Below are 18162 nucleotides of genomic sequence, written 5' to 3'. Positions count from 1 at the left end.
CCTCTGGGGGAATGGAATGTCAAAGCCGCTGATCGATGTTCGTGGAAGCCGGTTCGTCGATGCGCACGGGCGGCACGCCATCCTCCGCGGGGTCAATCTGGGGGGCGACTGCAAGGTGCCCTGGCCCGACGGCGGCACCGACCGGCCCAGCGATTTCTCCGACCATCGCACGGTCAGCTTCGTCGGCCGGCCGTTCCCCCTGGAGGAGGCCGACCAGCACCTGGGCCGCATCGCACGCTGGGGTTTCAACACCCTGCGCCTGCTGACCACCTGGGAGGCGGTCGAGCATGCTGGCCCTGGTCATTACGACGAGGACTATCTCGACTACTTCGCCGCCGTGGTCGAACGGGCCCGGGCCCACGGCCTGTTCGTGTTCGTCGATTTCCACCAGGACGTCTGGAGTCGGATGAGCGGCGGCGACGGCGCGCCGGGCTGGGTGTTCGAGGCCCTGGGCCTGGACTTCACGCGGTTCGACGCCGCCGACGCCGCCCACGTCATGCAGCACCGCTACGACTACGCCAGCGAGGAGGCGCGGCAGGAAGACCGCTATCCGATGATGAGCTGGGCCGGCAACTATCGCCTGGCCGCCAACGGGATCGCCTGGACCGCCTTCTTCGCCGGCGAGATCCTGACGCCCGACTGGAAGATCGAGGGCCGCAACGTCCAGCGCTTCCTGCAGGACCACTATCTGGGCGCGATGACGGCCGTGGCCCGGCGCGTGGCCCACCTCGACAACGTCGTGGGCTTCGACAGCTTCAACGAGYCCGGCCTGGGCTGGGTCGGCCTGCCGATGAGCGCGCCGCGCCTCCAGGCGACCCCGGCCGATCCCCTGCCGATCTGGCCGGGCCGGGCCTGGACCCCGCTGGACGGCCTGCGGGCCGCGCGCGGACGCACGGTGTCGATCGCCCGGCTGGGCTGGAGCGACGAGCGCGGCGTGCTGCGGGTCATCGACGAGGAACCGGCCAATCTGACGGGCGCCTCGATCTGGCTGGACGACGGCCCCGATCCGTTCGAACGGGCCGGCGCCTGGCGGTTCGATGACGCGGGCGACCAGGTGCTGGACGAGGACTTCTTCCGCCTGCGCGACGGCGCGCCCATCGATCACGAGAACCAGTGCATGGCGCCGTTCTTCGCCCGGGTGGCGCAGACGATCCGCGCCGTGCGGCCCGACTGGCTGCTGTTCGCCGAGCTCTGCCCGTACCTGGTCGGCACCGGCCGGATGTTCCCCGACGCCATGCCCGAGCGCAGCGTCAACGCCACGCACTGGTACGACATCGACATCCTGCGCAAGAAGCGGTTCGACCCCGACCAGGACGCCGACGCCCTGCGCGCCCGCTACTTCAACCAGATGGCCTATATCGGCTGGCTGGGCACGCGGTTCGGCCAGGACGGCGCGCCGACCCTGATCGGCGAGTTCGGCATTCCCTATGACCTGAACGACGGCGAGGCCTTCGAGGCCTGGGCGCGCGGCGAGCGCGGCGAGGGTGTATGGACCGCCCACGCCCAGGCCCTGTCGCTGATGTACGACGCCCTGGACGCCCTGCAGCTGTCGTCCACCCAGTGGAACTACACGGCCAGCAACCGCAACGACCTGCGGATCGGCGACGGCTGGAACCAGGAGGACCTGTCGATCTTCTCGCCCGACCAGGCCGGCGATCCGGGGCGCAACGATCCCGACGCGGGGGCGCGCGGCCTGCTGGGCTTCTGCCGGCCCTACGCGCCGCTGACCCAGGGCGTGATCAGCACGATGGCCTATGCCGACGGACGCTTCGAGCTGGGGGTGGAGGCCGATCCCGCCATCGCGGCGCCGACCGAGATCTATGTTCCCGAAGTCCGCTTCCCGAACGGCGTGCGGGTCAGCGTCTCGCAAGCCGGGGCCCGTTGGACCCATGACCGCGCGGCGCAGACGGTGCGGGTCTGGGCCGTCGAGGCCGGTCCGGTGGAGATCGTGGTGGAGGGGGCCTGAGGCCCCCGTTCGCCCGGGTCCCCGAACGAAAAAGACCGGAGGGGATTTTCCCCCTCCGGCCAGCGAACGCGAAGCCTCGGGCCTCGGCGTTTCGAGGTCGGCCTGGCTTGCAAGACCGCAGGCCGACCCCGCTTTCGTCAGTAGCGCAGGTTCAGGGTGACGCCGTAGCGGCGGAAGGCGTCGCCGGTCAGCACCTGGCTATAGTCGCCCTTGCCGCCGAACGGGGTGCCGAACAGGGCGCTGGGATAGCGCTTGTCGGTCAGGTTCTTGCCCCACACCGCCAGCTTCCAGCGGTCGTTCTCGGACCCGATCCCGATGGTGGCGCCCAGGATCCCGTAGCTGTCGATCTGGGTGGCGGGATCGCCGGTGGCCGAGGCGCTGTAGCGGTCGCGCCAGCCGTAGTCGGCCGAGGCGTTGAACGCCAGGCCGTGGCCGATCGGACGTTCGTAGATCGCCGCGAAGCTGGCCTTCCACTTGGACACGCCGCTCAGCCGCTGGCCGGAGGCGTCGTAGCCGTAGAGGCCGGGCGCGATCAGCACGCAGCCCGTCGGCGTCACCAGCGGGTCGCACGAGATCGGCGCGAAGTCGCCGTAGCGGGCGTCGATATAGGCCGCCGCGGCGGTGACCATCAGGCCGGGCGCGAGGATCGCCGTCAGGTCCGCCTCGATCCCCTTGGTCTTCAGGTCGCCGGCGTTGATCGTCCGGAACGCCGGCGGGGTCAGGGTGAAGTCGACGGTCTGGGCCTGGTAGTCCTCGAACTTGGTGCTGAAGGCCGCCAGGTTCAGCACGGCCAATCCGCCCAGCAGGGTGGTCTTCACGCCCAGCTCGTAGCTGGTCGGGATCTCGGGGCCGACCTCCTGGCTGGTCGTGGCGTTGCTGACGCCGGTCTGGTTGAAGCCCGGACCCTTGTAGCCGCGCGAGATCGTCGCGTAGCCCATGGTCCGCTCTGCGAACTGGTACTGGGTCCCCAGCCGCCAGGAGACGTTGGTTTCCTTGGCCGTGTCGTCGAAGGTGACGGTGGGGTTGATCCCGAAGAAGCCCGGACGGGTGAACTGGTGGAAGTCCAGGCTGACCTTGTCGTGGGTCAGTCGAGCGCCGGCGATCAGGGCCAGCTTGTCGTTCAGCTGATAGTGGGCCTGGCCGAAGGCGGCGTAGCTGGTGGCGTCCACCAGGCTGTTGATCGTGGAGTTGACCACCGGGGCCGGGAAGACCCCGAAGGTGCCGGTCTGGTCGGTCACCTGGTTGGTCTTCTGGCGGTAGTAGTAGAGGCCGGCCACGTATTCCAGCTTGCCGCCCGTCGGCGAGGCCAGGCGCAGTTCCTGGCTGACCTGGCGCAGGTCCTGGTTGGAGATGTTGTCGTTGAGGATGTTGATCGGCAGGCTGTCGGAGTCGCCGTTGCTGTAATCGAAGTCGCGGCGGCCGGCGGTGATCGAGGTCAGGGTCTGGCCGCCCGGCAGGCTCCAGTCGACCTGGGCCGCGAAGCCATAGTTCTCGCGGTCTTTGTACTGCGGGCCGTCGATGCAGAGGTCGGTGTTCTCGGGCGAGGCCTTCACGCCGCAGCCGGCATAGACGAAGGCCAGGGCGCCGACCGGATTGACCGCGTAGGGCGACCAGGTGAGCGACTGGTCCTGCTTGGCGTAGTCGGCGGTGATCAGCAGGTCGACGGTGTCGCTGGGCCGCCACAGCAGCTTGGCGCGGCCGCCCCATTCGTCGTTGCCGTTGAAGCGGCGACCGTCGAACTTGTTGTTCAGCACCCCGTCCAGCTTGTTGACGAAGCCGCCGACCCGCAGGGCCGCCTTGTCGCCCAGCGGCAGGTTCACGGTGGCGTCGGACTTGTTGTAGCCGTCCTCGCCGAGGTTGAAGTTGCCGATGGCCTCCAGCCGGCCGATCTTGGGCGCGTTGGTGGTGATGCTGACCAGGCCCGCCGAGGCGTTCTTGCCGAACAGCATGCCTTGCGGACCGCGCAGGATCTCGACCCGGGCCACGTCGTAGAAGCTGCCCAGCGCCATTTCGGGCCGGCCCAGCACGACGCCGTCCAGCACGGTCGAGACCGTGGGCTCGATCGAGGTCGAGAAGGTCGAGGTGCCCACGCCGCGCACCGACACGCCGAACGAGGTGGCCTCGAAGCTGGGCACCACCAGCTTCAGTTGGTCGATGTTGCCGATGTTGCGGCGCTGCAGCTCGGTCTCGCCGACCACGCTGACGGCCACCGGCACGTCCTGCAGCTTTTCCTCGCGCTTCTGGGCGGTGACGACCACTTCGGTGATCATCATCACGTCGCCGGACTTGGTCTCCTGGGCCATGGCCCGGCCGGCCGCCAGGGCGGTGAGCGAGACGCCCACGGCTAGCATTGTCTTCAACCTGATCATTGTTTCCCCTCTTTCTTGTTGTCTGTTCAGCGTCCGGCCTGGTCGTCCCTCAGGGCTCCCAGGGCGCGGATGCGGTCCGGCGTCGGCTTCAAGGCCGCGCCGTCGTTGGCCACCGTCATGCGTTGGTCGGTCGCCGGGTCGTATCGGGGCCAGCCGGGATCGCCGGTCTTGGCGAAGGTCGCCCACGTGTCGGCCCAGCGCGTCGCCGTCGCCTGGTCGGCGGGCGAGGGCGGATCCTTCAGCTTGCCCAGGGTGTCGAAGACGTAGCCGAGGTCGCTGGAATGCGGCGCGCCCCGCCAGTCCTTGCGCTTGGCCTCGGCCACGTAGCCGAAGCTGTAGGTCCAGACGGGCTGGCCGGACTTGGCGGCGCGGCCGGCCAGGGCGTGGGCGGGCTCGACGAACGTCGCGTCGCTGGGCAGGTCGGCGTTCATCGCCGACTTGTCGCCGTAGACAGCCAGCAGCCGGTCCTCGGGCAGGCCCAACTGGCCGATCAGCCGGCCGGCGAACATGCCCTTCAGGAAGCTCGGGATGATGCCCAGCTCGTCGCTGTTGGCCCCGATCAGCAGCGGGACCTTGGCCTGCTTGCCGGCGGCGAAACCCTCGACGGCCGAACCCGTCACCAGGCGGCCGTCGACCACGGGGCCGGAGAAGGTGGCTTCCTCGCCGTTCAGCAGGTCCAGCTTGCCCAGCAGCTTGGCGGCGGGCAGGGCGCGCAGGGCCGCGGCGTCCGCGTTCTTCGCGCCGGCCTTGTCGGCGAAGGCGACGCCGATGCTCTCGGCCGAGACCTTGCCCGGCCGGTCGGTCGCCAGGAACGGCCAGACGTCGCGGCCGCCGCCCGACTGGACGACGGCTTGCTGGAACAGGCCTTGGGCCTGCGGGATCAGCATCAGCTGGCTGACCGAGCCGCCGCCCGCCGACTGGCCGAAGATCGTCACGCGGCTGGGATCGCCCCCGAGGGCGGCGATGTTGGCCTTGACCCAGGCCAGGGCGGCCACCTGGTCCATGAAGGCGTAGTTGGCCTTGGGCTCGTCGGGATGCTCGGCGTCGATGGCCGGGTGGGCGAAGAAGCCGAAGCGTCCCAGGCGGTAGTTGAAGGTCACGACCACGACGCCGCGCCGGGCCAGGGCCGCGCCGTCGAACACCGGCTGGCTGCCCGAACCCATCACGTAGCCGCCGCCGTGGATCCACACCATCACCGGGGCCTTCGTGGCGCTGGCGGGCGTCCAGACGTTCAGCGTCAGGCAATCCTCGCTGACCGGCAGCTTGGTCTGGGTGTCGTCCCAGCCCACCCGGTTCTGCATGCAGTCGGACCCGAAGACCTGGGCGTCGCGCGCGCCGGCCCAGGCCTGGGCCGGTTGCGGCGGCCGCCAGCGCAGCGGGCCGACAGGGGGCTGGGCGTAGGGCACGCCCTTGAAAATCCGCACGTCGTTCTCGAGGTAGCCGCGCAGGCCGCCGCTCGCCACCGTCGCCTCGACGGGCGCCAGAGGTGCGGTCGGCGCCGGTGTCTGGCTCTTGGCCCCGCAGGCCGCCAGGCTGATCGCCACGGCTAGCACGGGCGCGACGCGGCGGGTCAGGGTGGATTTCGGGCGCAAGTCGAGCATCGGCGTTTCCCTCGGACTCTCTCGGTCCGTCCCATATGTTACGTTATGCAGTTGTATAATGAAATGTCGAGACTGATTCACCGATTGGTGAGCCAATTTCCATTCCCGTGCGACTATTGCTAGTCTCACGTCCCCGCGCGCAGGTTGCGTCGAACCCGATTCCACGAGGATTCCGTCTTGAACATTCGCGCGCGCCAGAAGGCGGCCACCCAGGCCAGCATCCTCCAGGCGGCCCTGGAGATCTTCTCCGAGCAGGGCTTCGAGGGCGCGTCGACGCGGGAGATCGCCGCCAAGGCCGGCGTCCACCATGCGCTGATCAAGTATCATTTCGACAACAAGGACGCCTTGTGGCGCGCCGCCGTCAGCTTCCTGTTCAAGCGTCAGGCCGAGGAGCTGCAACTGCCGGCGCCCGGCGACCCGGCCCATGGTTCGTACCGGGATTTCGCCAAGGCCGTGATCCGCTCGGTGGTGCTCTATTCGGCCCGTCATCCCGAACACGCCCGACTGATGGTCCAGGAGAGCGTGCGCGACAGCGAGCGATTTCGCTGGGCGGCCGACGAATTCATCGTCGAGACCCGCAACGCCGCCGAGCGCTTCATCGTGTTGTGCCAGAAGGAGGGCATCCTGCCCAAGGTCTCGGTGGCGGCCTCGGTCTACATCTTCGTGGGCGCGGCCCAGCTCTTCTACACCCTGGCGCCGGAGGTCCGGCGAGTGTGGGGCCTGGATCCCTCGGATCCGAAGGTGATCGAGGACCATGCCGACGCGCTGGTGGCGATCATGGTGCGCTGAGACCTCTCGACTTTCGTTATGCATCTGCATAACGTGATCGTCGATAACTCGCGCCGCCAAGTAGGGCGGACGCAAGGCAAGGGGAGATGAAGCGATGGCGCGGACGACGATGACGGCCCTGGCGGCGGGCGTGATGGCGATGGCTCTGTGCGGCGCGGCGCCCAGCGCGGCCTTCGCGCGGCAGGCGGCGGCGGCCCAGCCCTACTTCACCCTCGACACCAAGATCGCCGACATCTTCGCCGACCCCAACGCCCGCACCGTGTTCGGCGAGTTCTTCCGCAAGCGCGGCGAGGCGGCCGGCCAGCCCGAGGCCACGCCCGAGGAACAGGCCAACACCGCCCAGGTGATCAAGAACTTCACGCCGCGCCAGCTGGCGGCTTTCCCGCAGGCCAATCTCGACGAAGAGGGCCTGAAGGCCCTGGGCGAGGCCCTGGCCAAGGTGCCGGCCCCCGCGACCCCGGCCGCGCCCGCCGCGAACTGATCTTGCGATGACCGGCACGACGCGACGCGGCGCCCTGGGCGGGGCGGCTGCCCTGGCCGGCTGGCTGGCGGCGGACAAGAGCCTGGCCGCGACCTCCAAGGGCGACGCCGGCGGCGTCACCGCCGCGCCCGTCCAGCCTCGCGCCGAATACGCGGTCGATCCGATCGGCCTGGACGAGCCGCAACCCAGGCTGATGTGGCGGCCGCCGGTCGCCGGCCAGAGCGCCTGGCGCGTGCAGGTCGCGGGGGCCGAGGCGGATCTGCTGGCCGGCCGCATGACCTGGGACAGCGGCAAGGTCGCGGGCGTCCACACGGTCGAGGCCGCCTACGCCGGGCCGCCCCKGGCGGCGCGCGACCGCCGGGTCTGGCGCGTCCGCCTGTGGGACGCGTCCGGCCGGCCCGGCGCCTGGAGCGCGCCCGCCGCCTTCGAGATGGGGCTGTTGTCGCCCGCCGACTGGGGCGACGCGGCCTGGATCGGTCGCCGCCCGGCCCCGCCCAAGGGCTGGGCCGACCAGACCCTGACGATCGACTTCACCCTGAAGGGCCGGTTCTTCGACGTGCTGTTCCGGGCCCGTCCCGAGGGCAAGACCTACGGCGAGGCCTACATGCTGCGCGTCGGCGAGGTGGACGGCGCGCCGTCGCTGATGCTGCAGGTGCGGCAATATCCCGGCGGCTCCAGCCCGGCGGTCAAGCTGAGGCGTCTGCAGGTCTGGCCCTTGCCGCCCACGCTCGTCCCGCTGGCCGGCCGTCGTCGGCGCCTGACGATCGAGGCCAAGGGGACGTCGCTGCGCTTCGCCCTGGACGGCGCGCCGGTCGGGACGCTGGACGACGCGACCCAGGGGGAGGGGACCTTCGGCTTCCTGGCCCCCGAGGCCGAGGCCGCGACGATCCACGCCGTCGAGCTGAAGGCGCCGGATCGGCCGGGCTTCGCCAGCACGTTCCCGGACGGCGACAATCCCTTCACCGGCGGCGACGTCGGCGACCGGGGCCTGGTGATCGCGGCCGGCGTGCCCGGCAAGGACATCGTCGCGCCCCTGGCCCATCCCGCGCCCTTGCTGCGACGGGCCTTCGTTGTGAACGGGACGATCGTCCGGGCACGGCTCTACACCGCCGCCGGCGGCTGGGCGGCGCTCAGCCTGAACGGCCGGCCGGTCGGGGTTCATGCCATGGCCACGGGCTGGACGGCCTACGACAAGCGCGTGCTCTACCAGACCCACGACGTCACCGACCTGCTGAAGGCGGGCGACAACGTGCTGGCGGCCGAGCTGGGGCGCGGCTGGTACGGCGTGACCGAGCCCAACGAATGGTATTTCCACAAGGCGCCCTGGACCGCCGAGCCGGCGCTGAAGGCGCGGCTGGAGATCGTGCTGGCCGACGGCTCGACCCAGGTGCTGATCAGCGACGGGACCTGGCGGACCCTGGACGGTCCCTGCCTGTGGGACTCGATCTATGCCGGCGAGCGGCGCGACGCCCGACGCGAGCCCGCCGGCTGGCGCGCGAGCGGCTTCGACGACCACGCCTGGGACCCGGCCCTGACGGCGAAGGGGCCGGCCGGTCGCCTGGTCGCCGCCGTCCACGAGCCGATCGCGCCGGTCGCGCGCCATGCGGCCGTGTCGGTGAAAGAAGTGAAACCCGGCGTCTGGCTGTTCGATTTCGGCCGCATCCGCACGGGCGCGCCGGAGCTCAACACCGCCGGTCCCGCCGGGCGGACGGTGTCGATGGTGCTGGCCGAGAAGCTGCGCAAGGACGGCGCGATCCAGGTCGCCAGCGGGCTGATCGACGCCCAGCTGATGACCTATCGCTACACCCTGGCCGGGACAGGGCGCGAGACCTGGCGGCCGGCCTTCGGCTATGGCGGCTTCCGCTATGTGCAGGTCACGGGGCTGGAAGGACCGCCCGCCGCCGACGCGGTGGTCGCCGTCGAGATCCACTCGGCGGTGGCCTCGAACGGCGAATTCGACTGCGGCGACGACCTGGTCAACCAGATCCACGACGCCGCCCGCCAGGGCCTGCTGAACAACCTGCACGCCGCCCAGACCGACACCCCCAGCCTGGAGAAGAACGGCTGGACCGGCGACGCCCAGGCGTCCTCGGCCGCCGCCGCGATCAATTTCGACGTCGTGCGCACCTGGGAGAAATGGCTGGGCGACTTCGTCGACGCCCAGGCGCCCAGCGGCGAGCTGCCCGAGATCGTGCCCTCGACGCCGTTCTACGGGTTCGAGAACTCGCCGGGCTGGAACTACATCTGGGGGCCGACCCCCGCCTGGGACGTCGCCGCCTTCATCCTGCCCGAGGAGCTGGCCCTGCGGTTCGGCGACGACCGGATCGGGGCCCGGTTGCGCGGGATGCAGAAGCGCCTGGCCGACTACACGGCGGGTTTCCTGAAGGCGCCGGACTATCGCTACGACCACGGCCTGGGCGAATACGCCGCCGCCGGGCCGACGGGGCCCGTCGACGCCACCTCGACCGCCTTCGCCTTCCACATGCTCAAGGCGACCGGACAGGCCGAGCTCGCGGCCAAGGTCCGCGCCGCCTACAACGCCCGCTACTGGGACGCGGCGGCCAGGCGCTATGTCGCGCCGGCCGAGGGCGGCAAGCCCGCGCCCTACGCCCAGACCATGAACGTGCTGCCGGTGGCGCTGGGCCTGGTTCCAGACGGACAGGCCCAGGCGGTGATGGACGGCCTGGCCGCCGACATCGCCGCGAAGGGCTACAAGCTGGACGTCGGGGTCTACGCCCTGCGCTACCTGCCGCGCCTGCTCAGCGACCACGGCCATGGCGAGGTGGTCTGGAAGGTCGTGACCCGCACCGACGAGCCCAGCTGGGGCTTCTGGTTGAAGAACGACATCCGCAGCATGCCCGAGGGCTGGGGCCTGGGCTCCCGCTCATGGAACCACCACTACTTCGCCTCGATCAGCAGCTGGTTCTACGAGGGCCTGGCGGGCATCCGGCCTGCCGCGCCGGGCTATGCGCGCGTCCAGGTGCGTCCGGTCGTGCCCGACGGGTTGACCGGGGCGGGAGCCCGTCTGGTCACGCCGCGCGGCGAGGTCGGTTCACGCTGGCGTCGCGAGTCCGACAGCGCGGTCACGCTGGACGTCGCCATTCCGGGCGCGTGCGACGGCGAGGTCTGGCTCCCGAACGGCGGCGCGCGGCTGACCCGTCCGCCCCCGGGCGCGCGTTGGCTCGGCCGGCGAGGCGCCGCGGCCGGCTATGGGGTGGGGGCGGGGGAATGGACCTTCCGGTTCAGGCCGGCCTGAATCGTCTCCACGGGAGGAGGCGCGTCCAGGGCCTCGCGCAGGGCGGGCTGGCGGGAGCGGCTGACGGGCAGGGGCGGACCCTCGTTCAGGTGCAGCCGCCAGCGGTCGCCGTCGCGCTCCAGCCGCTGCACGTGGTCCAGATTGGCGATCACCGAGCGGTGGATGCGCAGGAAGTTCGCCGGCAGCTGGGTCGTCAGACCGTCCAGGCGCGCGGCGTGCAGCAAGCTGCGGCCGCCCGCCATTCGCAGCTCGACATAGTCGTCGGCGCCCACCACGGCCAGGATCTCGGCGAGGGGCGCCAGCTCGACGCCGCGCGCCGAGGCCACGGTCAGGCGGTCGGGGCGGCTGGCGGCGCGGGTCAGGGCGGCCTCGCGGCCCCGGTCGTCGCGGCCCAGCCGCACCATCTCGACCACCAGCAGCGGCAGCACCAGGCCGGCGGCGAGTAGGAAGTAGGAGAAGTCGGCCAGCCATTCGGGGAAGCCCAGGGCCAGCACCAGGAACAGCGCCAGATAGGCCAGGGTCAGCCGCGCGCCGGGTCGCTTGTCCCACACGCCGGCCGCGGCCGGCAGGGCGGCCAGCGCCACCCCCAGGATCAGCGCCCAGACCGTCTTGAAGTCGAAGCCCGGAAGCAGGGCCGTGGCGCCGACCACGCCCAGGGCCAGGCCGATCATCAGGCCGCGCGCCCTGGGCAGGAACCGGGTTGCCACATAGCTGACCAGCAGGACCGCGAAGGCGGCCGCCAGCAGCCAGATCGCGCTCATCCGCCAGGCGTGCAGGGGATAGGGGTAGTCGAACATCGTCCGCAGGGTCTCGACGATGGCCTGCAGGGCCGCGACCCCGGCCATGGCGGCCAGGAGCAGGCTGGACCCGGTGCGGCGCATGGCGTGGATGACGCCGAAGCCGAACGCCGCCGCCAGCAGGGCGCCGGCCGTCACGAAGGTGACCGCCAGCAGCGCGATGCGCGACGGATAGGGATGGGGCAGGACGACGATCGCGCTCATCGGGCGAGCGAACCGCAGGCCGCCGTGGAAGGACGACAGGTGCAGCACCAGGGTGTTCGCGCCGGGCCGCCAGGCGGTCTCGCGGATCGGGAAGACCGCCTGGTAGCGCCCAGGGGTCTCTTCCCGGGCCGTGGCGCCGGGGCGGCCGTTGACGCCCAGGGGCTTGCCGTTGAGCCAGACCTCCGACGAGGCGACGCCCGCCACATAGAGGGCGCGGGGCCGGGTGTCGCTCGGGACGGCGATCGTGGAGCGGATCCAGAGCTCGCGGCCCTGGGGATCGACGAAATCCTGGATCGGGCGGCAGTCGCTGAGCACAGGGCCGTCCGGCCCGGCCGCGCCGCGGCAGGCCTGCCATTGCGTATCCCCGGCGTGGGCCAGGGTCGTCAGGCCGGCCAGGAGCAGGCCGAGAAGCAGGGTTCGGAACATGGTCCCACTCTAAGGCGCCGCTCGCCGAGATGCGCCGCCATTCGCCGATGACGGGGCGCCGTTGACCGAAGCGGCGTGGCGGACGGCGCCGCCGACGGCTCAGCTGTCGGCATGACCCACATCTCGCTCAATCGCCGCGCCCTGCTCTCCGCCGCCGGCCTCGCCCTTCCGGTCCTTGCCCTTCCCGCCCTGGCGTTTGGCCAGGCCCCCGCCGCTCCGACGCAGGCGGGCCCTTTCCGCTTCAAGGACCGGAAGGGCCAGGAGACCGACGCCGAGCGGGGCTTCTTCGAGGTCCCGGAGGATCGGCGCGATCCCGGCTCGCGGAAGATCCGGCTGGGCTATGTCCGCTTCGCCTCGACGTCGGCCACGCCCGGTCCGCCGATCGTCTACCTGGCGGGCGGTCCGGGCGGCGAGGGGACGGGGGCGGCGACCGGACCCCGCTTCCCGATCTTCATGGCGCTGCGCGAAGTGGCCGACGTCATCGCCTTCGACCAGCGCGGCACGGGCCTGTCCAGGAGCATCCCGGCGCGGCCGGCCTCGACGCGCCCGCCGCCGGTGTTCACGGAAGCCGGACTGACGTCGTATTTCCGCGACGAGTTCCAGAAAGCCTGGGTCGACTGGACCAAGGGCGGCGTGGCCATGACCGGCTACAACACCGAGCAGAACGCCGACGACATCGATGATCTGCGACGCCATCTGGGCGCGGAGAAGATCGACCTCTGGGGCATCAGCTACGGCTCGCACCTGGCGCTCAGCGTGCTCAAGCGCCACGGCGACAGGGTGAACCGCGTGGCCCTGGCCAGCCTGGAGGGCCAGGACCAGACGGTGAAGCGCCCGGCGCGGACCGACGCGCTGTTGCGCCAGGTGGACGACCTGCTGGCCGCCGACCCGGCCGTCCGCGCCGCCGTGCCGGACCTGCCGGCCCTGATGCGCCGCGTGCACGCCAATCTGGAGGCGCGGCCGGCCGTGACGAAGGTCACGCTGAAGGGCGCGCCGGGCGAGATCCGAATGGGCGGCTTCGGCGTCCAGCTGCTGGCGGGCGGGCTGATCGCCAATCCCAACACCCTGTCCATGCTGCCGGGCCTGTACCTGGCCCTCGACGGCGGGCGGACCGACGTTCTGGCGCCGTTCCTGGGCGATGTGGCCGACCTGCTGGGCGTGACCGGCATGCCCGAGGCCACGGACCTGGCGTCCGGCATCTCGCCGGGCCGCCTGGCCCTGATCCGGCGCGAGGCGAAGACCGCCGTGCTGGGCGAGGCGCTGAACTTCCCGATGCCGCAGCTGCTGGGCGCCGTCCCGGGCGCCGACCTGGGCGAAGCCTTCCGGACCTCGATCCGCATCGACCATCCCGCCCTGCTGGTCGCCGGCACGCTGGACGGCCGCACGCCGCTGGCCGAGCAGGACGAGGTGGCGGCCCAGTTCCAGCGCAAGTCCCGGGTGATCGTCGAGAACGCCGGCCACAACGTCTTCGAGGCCCATCCCGACGTGCAGGCCCTGCTGGTGCGGTTCTTCCGCGGCGAGGCGGTGGCCGACACCCGCCTGAGCCTGCCGCCGCCGAAGTTCCGGCTGGCGTGATGGAAACGGAAGCCGTGGAGGGCGCCGGTCAGGGCGTCCTCCACGGTGATCCGTCCGTCTTCGGACGATCTGGATTCAGGCCTGGTCGACCAGGTTGGCCGAGATGTTGTTCCAGGCCGCGCCGGTCCATTGCGCCCTGGCGACGGTCGTGTTGATGGCGTCGCCACCGATGTCGACGCGCGCGCTGTCGAACAGATAGTCGTCGTTCCAGTACCAGCGCGTGACCAGGTAGTCGCCCTGCGGGTCGCTGCCCACGTGGACATAGAGGTTGGCGACCCCGTCCTTGTGATCGACCGAGATGATGCTGGGCATGGTGCTCATCGGCACGTTGACCACCCTGCTGTGCTGGCCCCAGTTGACGAAGGCCTCGTCGGTGTACCAGGCCACGTTGATCCGCAGCGAATTGTGCGTCAGCGCCTGCACCTGGTCGTTCAACCCGCCGGAAATCAGCAGGCTCTGCGGCACGCCGGAGGACATCGCCTGCAGCTGGGCCAGGCTCTGGCTCTGGATCGTGGCCTGACCCGCGGTGGCGGCGCTGATCAGTCGACCGGCCAGACCGCGTTGGGCGGGGATGGCGAACTCGCCGTTGGTGATCATGCTGCGGCAGGTGCCGATGATATAGCTCAGCGCCGCGTATTCCGCCGACAGCTGGCTCAGGGCGTTCAGCGCCGAGCCGAGGCTGAGCGCGTTGGGTTGGCCGATGTCGTTCAGCTTCTGCTGGATCTGCGAGAACTGGTCCCAGGTCACGCAGATGAAGGAGACGGGCGCGCCCTTGACGTCCGGGATCCCGCTGTCGCTCAGGATGATGGCCTGGGCGGCGCCGAGCATGCCGTCCGGGTCGGTGCGGCTGAAGCCGGCGCCGGGGGAGGCCCCGACCAGACTGGAGTTGGAGGTCAGGTCATAATATCCGACGATCGAGCTCAGGCCGGTGCTGAAGTCGGCGTTGACGGAGCCCTTGATCCCAAAGCCCGAGGCCGAGGCCGACATCGAGGCCGAGATCGATTCCTTGTGGCTGGCCGAGTGGGTGTCCAGGCGGATGTAGCCGGCGAACGAGCCGCCGTACGAAACCCCGATCACGCAATGGGTGCCATACCGGTTGATGAAGTTGGTCGGGCCGTTGGGACCGCCCAGCAAGGCCAGGGCGTCGGCCGAGATCGTGGCCTTGGTGATGTCGAGATAGATGTCGGCGGTGCGAACGTCGCGCAGCGCCATGTACGACATCGAGGTGTCGGTCGAGGCGTTCGCGCTGGCGAAGGCCACCGAGGCGGTGGCGGACCAGCTCAGGCCCGAGGCCGACACGGCGCCGCCGGCGTTCAGGAAATCGGAGAAGTCCGAGCTGCTCTTGACGACCTTGACGTTGAGATTGTCCTGGTTGCGCTGTTGCGGCGCCAGCTTGACGATGTTCCCGACGCAGTTGGCCCCGGACACCACGCCGCCGGTGATGCAGTTCACGCCGGAGCCGAAGATGTTGCCGGCCCGGGAATCGATCGCGCAGATTTCGAGAGTCGTGTTGAAATTGGGCATGCCGCCCTCCCTGACGAAATTTGTTTTTTTTGGCCGTGGTGGCGCTCAAGGCCGCCCACCAGGATCGCGGCGCACTTGGCGGGAGGATGCGGTGGGGCTCGACGAGGGACGCCTGAGCTGATCGTCGTCCGGCCCCCAGCCGGACGACGCCGACCTGGCGTCCCTCGTCCCTCGCCCCCCGCGCGCCCCCCGGCGTTCTTGCTTGCTCCCCGCGTCTTTCGCGAAGGTTCGTCTCGATGACCCAAGCAACGCCTAGTTGCCTCGTCGACGCTCGGAGAGCAACGTTCGGCCTGTCGCAAGATATGATGACGTCAACTCGCGCGAGCTCTGCGAATCCTTATGGGATCGGGTTTTCCGGTCGACGCGCGCAGGGGAGGGACATGACGACCGAGGCGACGCCCCATCCCACTCCCTTGGCCATCGTCCTGGTCGAGGACGACGTGGCCTTTCAGGACGCCTTCCGCGCGGCGGTGGGCGCCGCGTCGGACCTTTCGGTGATCGGCGTGGCGGCCACCGTGGCCCAGGCGCGGATCCTGTTGCGGGGCCCGGCGGCCGACGTTCTGGTCGTGGACCTGGGCCTGCCCGACGGCTCGGGCATCGACGTCATCCGCGAAGCCCACGCCGTGTGGCCCGACTGCGCCATCATGGTCTCGACCACCTTCGCCGACGAGCGGCACGTGATCGCCTCGATCGAGGCCGGCGCCAGCGGCTACCTGCTCAAGGACAGCGCGTTGCCGGCCATCCCCGAGGACATCCGCGTGCTGCACGGCGGCGGCAGTCCGATCAGCCCGCGCATCGCCCGCCAGGTGCTGATGCGCTTCCGGCCCGACGAGAAGCCGGTCTCGACCGACGCGGCGGCCGCCGACAAGGCCGCCGCGCCCAGCCTGTCGGAGCGTGAGCAGGAGACCCTGCAACTGATCACCCGGGGCTTCTCGTTCGACGAGATCGCCGAGCTGATGAACGTCTCGCGCAACACGGTGCTGACCTTCGTGCGGCGCATCTACACCAAGCTGGAGGTCCGCTCGAAGACCGAGGCGGTGTTCGAGGCCCGGGCCCATGGGCTTCTCTAGCTCCGCCTCGTCCGAGGTGGCCTCCGGCGCCGCGCCGCCGTTCGCGCGGTGGCCGTCCTGGCTCGGCTTCGCGGCGGCGGCGGCCATCCTCGTCGTCCTGGCCCTGGCGATCTCGATGGCCGGCGGCGGCGAGCGGATCGGCTCGGCCAGCCTCGTCCGGTACGACACCACCGGCTACCAGCCGCCCCCGGCGACCAGCGCGGGAGCCGTTCCGCGCGACGGGGCCGCGGTGGTGCGGCTGCCCTACGCCCCGGCCCCGGCCTGGCTGCCCAGCACCGATCCCTCGCCCCAGCGCATCGCCACCCAGGTCAGCTGGTACAGCCTGGACGTCCCGGCCCTGGCCGACGACGGCGAGCAGCTCTACCTCTACATTCCGCGCTGGAAGTCGGACGGCTCGCTGGCCGTCTACGCCGATGGCGCGCTGGTCTACCAGTCGCACGCCAACTTGCAATGGAACGGCTCGAACCAGCCGATCTGGATCGCCCTGCCGCACACCACCAGCTCGCATCCGCCGCGCACCCTGGACCTGCGGCTGCAGCACGTGCGCGGCATCGGCGGGGCGTTCTCGTCGGTCTGGATCGGGACGCATCGCCAGCTGGCGCCGCGCTACGACCTGCGCGACACCTTCCAGGTGAGACTGCCGGCCTTCTCGGCCGCCTCGTTCCTGGCCACCGGGGTCTTCGCCCTGTTCGTCTGGTTCAGCCGGCGGGGCGAGCCGATCTACCTGCTGTTCTTCCTGATGTCGGTGGTCTGCTTCCTGCGCATGCTGCACACCTTCGTCGGCCTGCAGCCGCTGATGGTCTCAGACGCCTGGTTCGGCTGGATCACGGTCAATTCGCTCTACTGGATGATGATCGTGCTGCACCTGTTCGCGGCCCAGCTCCACGGCGTGCGCCAGCCCCGCCTGACCTGGGCGATCGTCGCCAACGGCGCGGCCTGGACCTTGGCCACCTTGCCCGGCCTGCTGGACGCGACGCTGATCTCGTCCCTGGTCTACATCAACATCCTGATCGTCGGCCTGGTGGTGTCGGTGAACGGGATGCGGCAGTCGGTGCGGGCCGGTTCGACCTTCGCCATGCTGCTGTCGGCCTGGAGCCTGCTGGCCATCGGGGCCGGGGCCTACGACTGGGGCCTGCAGCAGAACCTGGTGAACATCGAGAGCGTGTTCCTGACCAACTTCGCCGGCGTCGGGATCACCATCGTCTTCTGGTACATCATGTTCCGCCGCTACATCGAGGCGCTGGAGACGGCGACCCTGGCCAAGGCCGACCTCGCCCGGCGCCTGGCCCAGCGCGAGGCCGAACTGACCGACAGCCACGCGCGGCTGCGCGAGGTCGAGCACCGCGAACTGCTGCACCAGGAGCGTCAGCGGCTGATGCAGGACATGCACGACGGCCTGGGCTCGACCCTGGTCGGCGCGCTGCGCGTGGTCGAGAACGGACGGGCGGCCAAGCTCGACCTGGTCGGCGTGCTGCGCGGCTGCATCGACGACCTGAAGCTGACCATCGACTCGATGGAGCCGGTCGAGACCGACCTGCTGCTGCTGCTGGCCACCCTGCGGTTCCGGCTGCAGCCGAGGCTGGAGGCCAGCGGGGTCAAGCTGATCTGGAACGCCGACGACGTGCCGCCCCTGGAGTGGCTGGACCAACGCCACGCCCTGCACATCCTGCGCATCCTGCAGGAGGCCTTCGCCAATATCCTGAAGCATTCGGGAGCCGGCGAGATCCGGGTCTCGGTGACCGCCGTGGGCGACCGCGTGGAGATCCGGGTGCGCGACGACGGCGCCGGCTTCGACCCGGCCGCGCCGTCGAACGGCGGCCGCGGCCTGGCCAACCAGCTGCGCCGCGCCGAGGCGATCGGCGCGACCATCGTCTGGGCCCCGAGCGAGCAGGGCGCGTGCCTGGTCTTGGCGCTGCCCGTCGTCAAGCCGGCGGCCGAGCCGCGCCAGGCGGCGGAATAGCAGCCTCACATCGGTAGGGGTCATCCACGCGGCGGCTTAAGGGCATGATCCTCTGAAGGTATCCGCGCTCGACCCGGCTGATCCGACAACGCCGACCGCCCCGGAAGACCATGACTACGGCGTCGCGTAAGCGCGTCTTCGGGC

11 protein-coding genes are annotated in these 18162 nt (G+C 70.5%); 7 read left to right on the top strand and 4 right to left on the bottom strand.

What is annotated here, in order from left to right; translation table 11 throughout:
* The first annotated feature begins 16 nt into the window (after window positions 1–16).
* Window positions 17–1966 carry a cellulase family glycosylhydrolase gene (locus tag AC1DYP_RS05885; protein WP_477045547.1) on the top strand — a complete coding sequence of 650 codons (1950 nt, stop codon included), beginning with the start codon at window positions 17–19 and terminating at the stop codon, window positions 1964–1966.
* Window positions 1967–2103: 137 nt separating this feature from the next.
* Here AC1DYP_RS05885 and AC1DYP_RS05880 read toward each other — a convergent pair whose 3' ends face one another.
* Window positions 2104–4308: a TonB-dependent receptor gene (locus AC1DYP_RS05880; protein ID WP_477045546.1), complete on the bottom strand. Its 2205-nt coding sequence runs from the start codon at window positions 4306–4308 to the stop codon at window positions 2104–2106.
* A 53-nt stretch (window positions 4309–4361) separates the two neighbouring features.
* A complete protein-coding gene (locus AC1DYP_RS05875) occupies window positions 4362–5936 on the bottom strand; it encodes a carboxylesterase/lipase family protein (protein ID WP_477045545.1) in 1575 nt (524 codons plus the stop codon).
* 177 nt (window positions 5937–6113) lie between these two features.
* Here AC1DYP_RS05875 and AC1DYP_RS05870 point away from each other — a divergent pair, with 177 nt between their 5' ends.
* The 3 genes from AC1DYP_RS05870 (at window position 6114) to AC1DYP_RS05860 (ending at window position 10462) form a co-directional block, all read left to right on the top strand.
* Window positions 6114–6725: a TetR/AcrR family transcriptional regulator gene (locus AC1DYP_RS05870; RefSeq protein WP_477031620.1), complete on the top strand. Its 612-nt coding sequence runs from the start codon at window positions 6114–6116 to the stop codon at window positions 6723–6725.
* 94 nt (window positions 6726–6819) lie between these two features.
* Window positions 6820–7206, top strand: coding sequence for a hypothetical protein (locus AC1DYP_RS05865; protein WP_477045544.1), 387 nt, complete (start codon window positions 6820–6822; stop codon window positions 7204–7206).
* Between the two features lie 7 nt (window positions 7207–7213).
* On the top strand, window positions 7214–10462 hold the full coding sequence (locus AC1DYP_RS05860) for a family 78 glycoside hydrolase catalytic domain (protein ID WP_477045543.1): 3249 nt from the start codon (window positions 7214–7216) through the stop codon (window positions 10460–10462).
* Here the strand turns inward: AC1DYP_RS05860 and AC1DYP_RS05855 are convergent.
* Window positions 10414–11889 carry a LytR/AlgR family response regulator transcription factor gene (locus AC1DYP_RS05855; RefSeq protein WP_477045542.1) on the bottom strand — a complete coding sequence of 492 codons (1476 nt, stop codon included), beginning with the start codon at window positions 11887–11889 and terminating at the stop codon, window positions 10414–10416. The genes AC1DYP_RS05860 and AC1DYP_RS05855 overlap by 49 nt on opposite strands.
* Window positions 11890–11964: 75 nt before the next feature.
* Between AC1DYP_RS05855 and AC1DYP_RS05850 the strand changes: the two genes are divergently transcribed.
* Window positions 11965–13464 (top strand): alpha/beta hydrolase, encoded by a 1500-nt coding sequence (locus AC1DYP_RS05850; protein ID WP_477045541.1) that lies wholly within the window; start codon window positions 11965–11967, stop codon window positions 13462–13464.
* A gap of 75 nt (window positions 13465–13539) precedes the next feature.
* Here AC1DYP_RS05850 and AC1DYP_RS05845 read toward each other — a convergent pair whose 3' ends face one another.
* Window positions 13540–14988 carry an MAC/perforin domain-containing protein gene (locus tag AC1DYP_RS05845; protein ID WP_477045540.1) on the bottom strand — a complete coding sequence of 483 codons (1449 nt, stop codon included), beginning with the start codon at window positions 14986–14988 and terminating at the stop codon, window positions 13540–13542.
* A 380-nt stretch (window positions 14989–15368) separates the two neighbouring features.
* Between AC1DYP_RS05845 and AC1DYP_RS05840 the strand changes: the two genes are divergently transcribed.
* Window positions 15369–16058 (top strand): response regulator, encoded by a 690-nt coding sequence (locus AC1DYP_RS05840; protein ID WP_477045539.1) that lies wholly within the window; start codon window positions 15369–15371, stop codon window positions 16056–16058.
* On the top strand, window positions 16045–18018 hold the full coding sequence (locus tag AC1DYP_RS05835; RefSeq protein ID WP_477045538.1) for a sensor histidine kinase: 1974 nt from the start codon (window positions 16045–16047) through the stop codon (window positions 18016–18018). The genes AC1DYP_RS05840 and AC1DYP_RS05835 overlap by 14 nt, the downstream gene beginning before the upstream one ends.
* Window positions 18019–18162 lie beyond the last annotated feature (144 nt).

This window comes from Caulobacter sp. P1_D6 (assembly GCF_056406095.1).
Note: the sequence above shows the minus strand (reverse complement) of the source record. Positions and strands in the feature narration are given on the sequence as shown.

Excerpts from the sequence above, each read along its gene's own strand:
- AC1DYP_RS05845 (WP_477045540.1), bottom strand. The coding sequence starts at position 14,988 with ATGCCCAATTTCAACACGACTCTCGAAATCTGCGCGATCGATTCCCGG.
- AC1DYP_RS05840 (WP_477045539.1), top strand. The coding sequence starts at position 15,369 with ATGACGACCGAGGCGACGCCCCATCCCACTCCCTTGGCCATCGTCCTG.
- AC1DYP_RS05835 (WP_477045538.1), top strand. The coding sequence starts at position 16,045 with ATGGGCTTCTCTAGCTCCGCCTCGTCCGAGGTGGCCTCCGGCGCCGCG.
- AC1DYP_RS05865 (WP_477045544.1), top strand. The coding sequence starts at position 6,820 with ATGGCGCGGACGACGATGACGGCCCTGGCGGCGGGCGTGATGGCGATG.
- AC1DYP_RS05855 (WP_477045542.1), bottom strand. The coding sequence starts at position 11,889 with ATGTTCCGAACCCTGCTTCTCGGCCTGCTCCTGGCCGGCCTGACGACC.
- AC1DYP_RS05875 (WP_477045545.1), bottom strand. The coding sequence starts at position 5,936 with ATGCTCGACTTGCGCCCGAAATCCACCCTGACCCGCCGCGTCGCGCCC.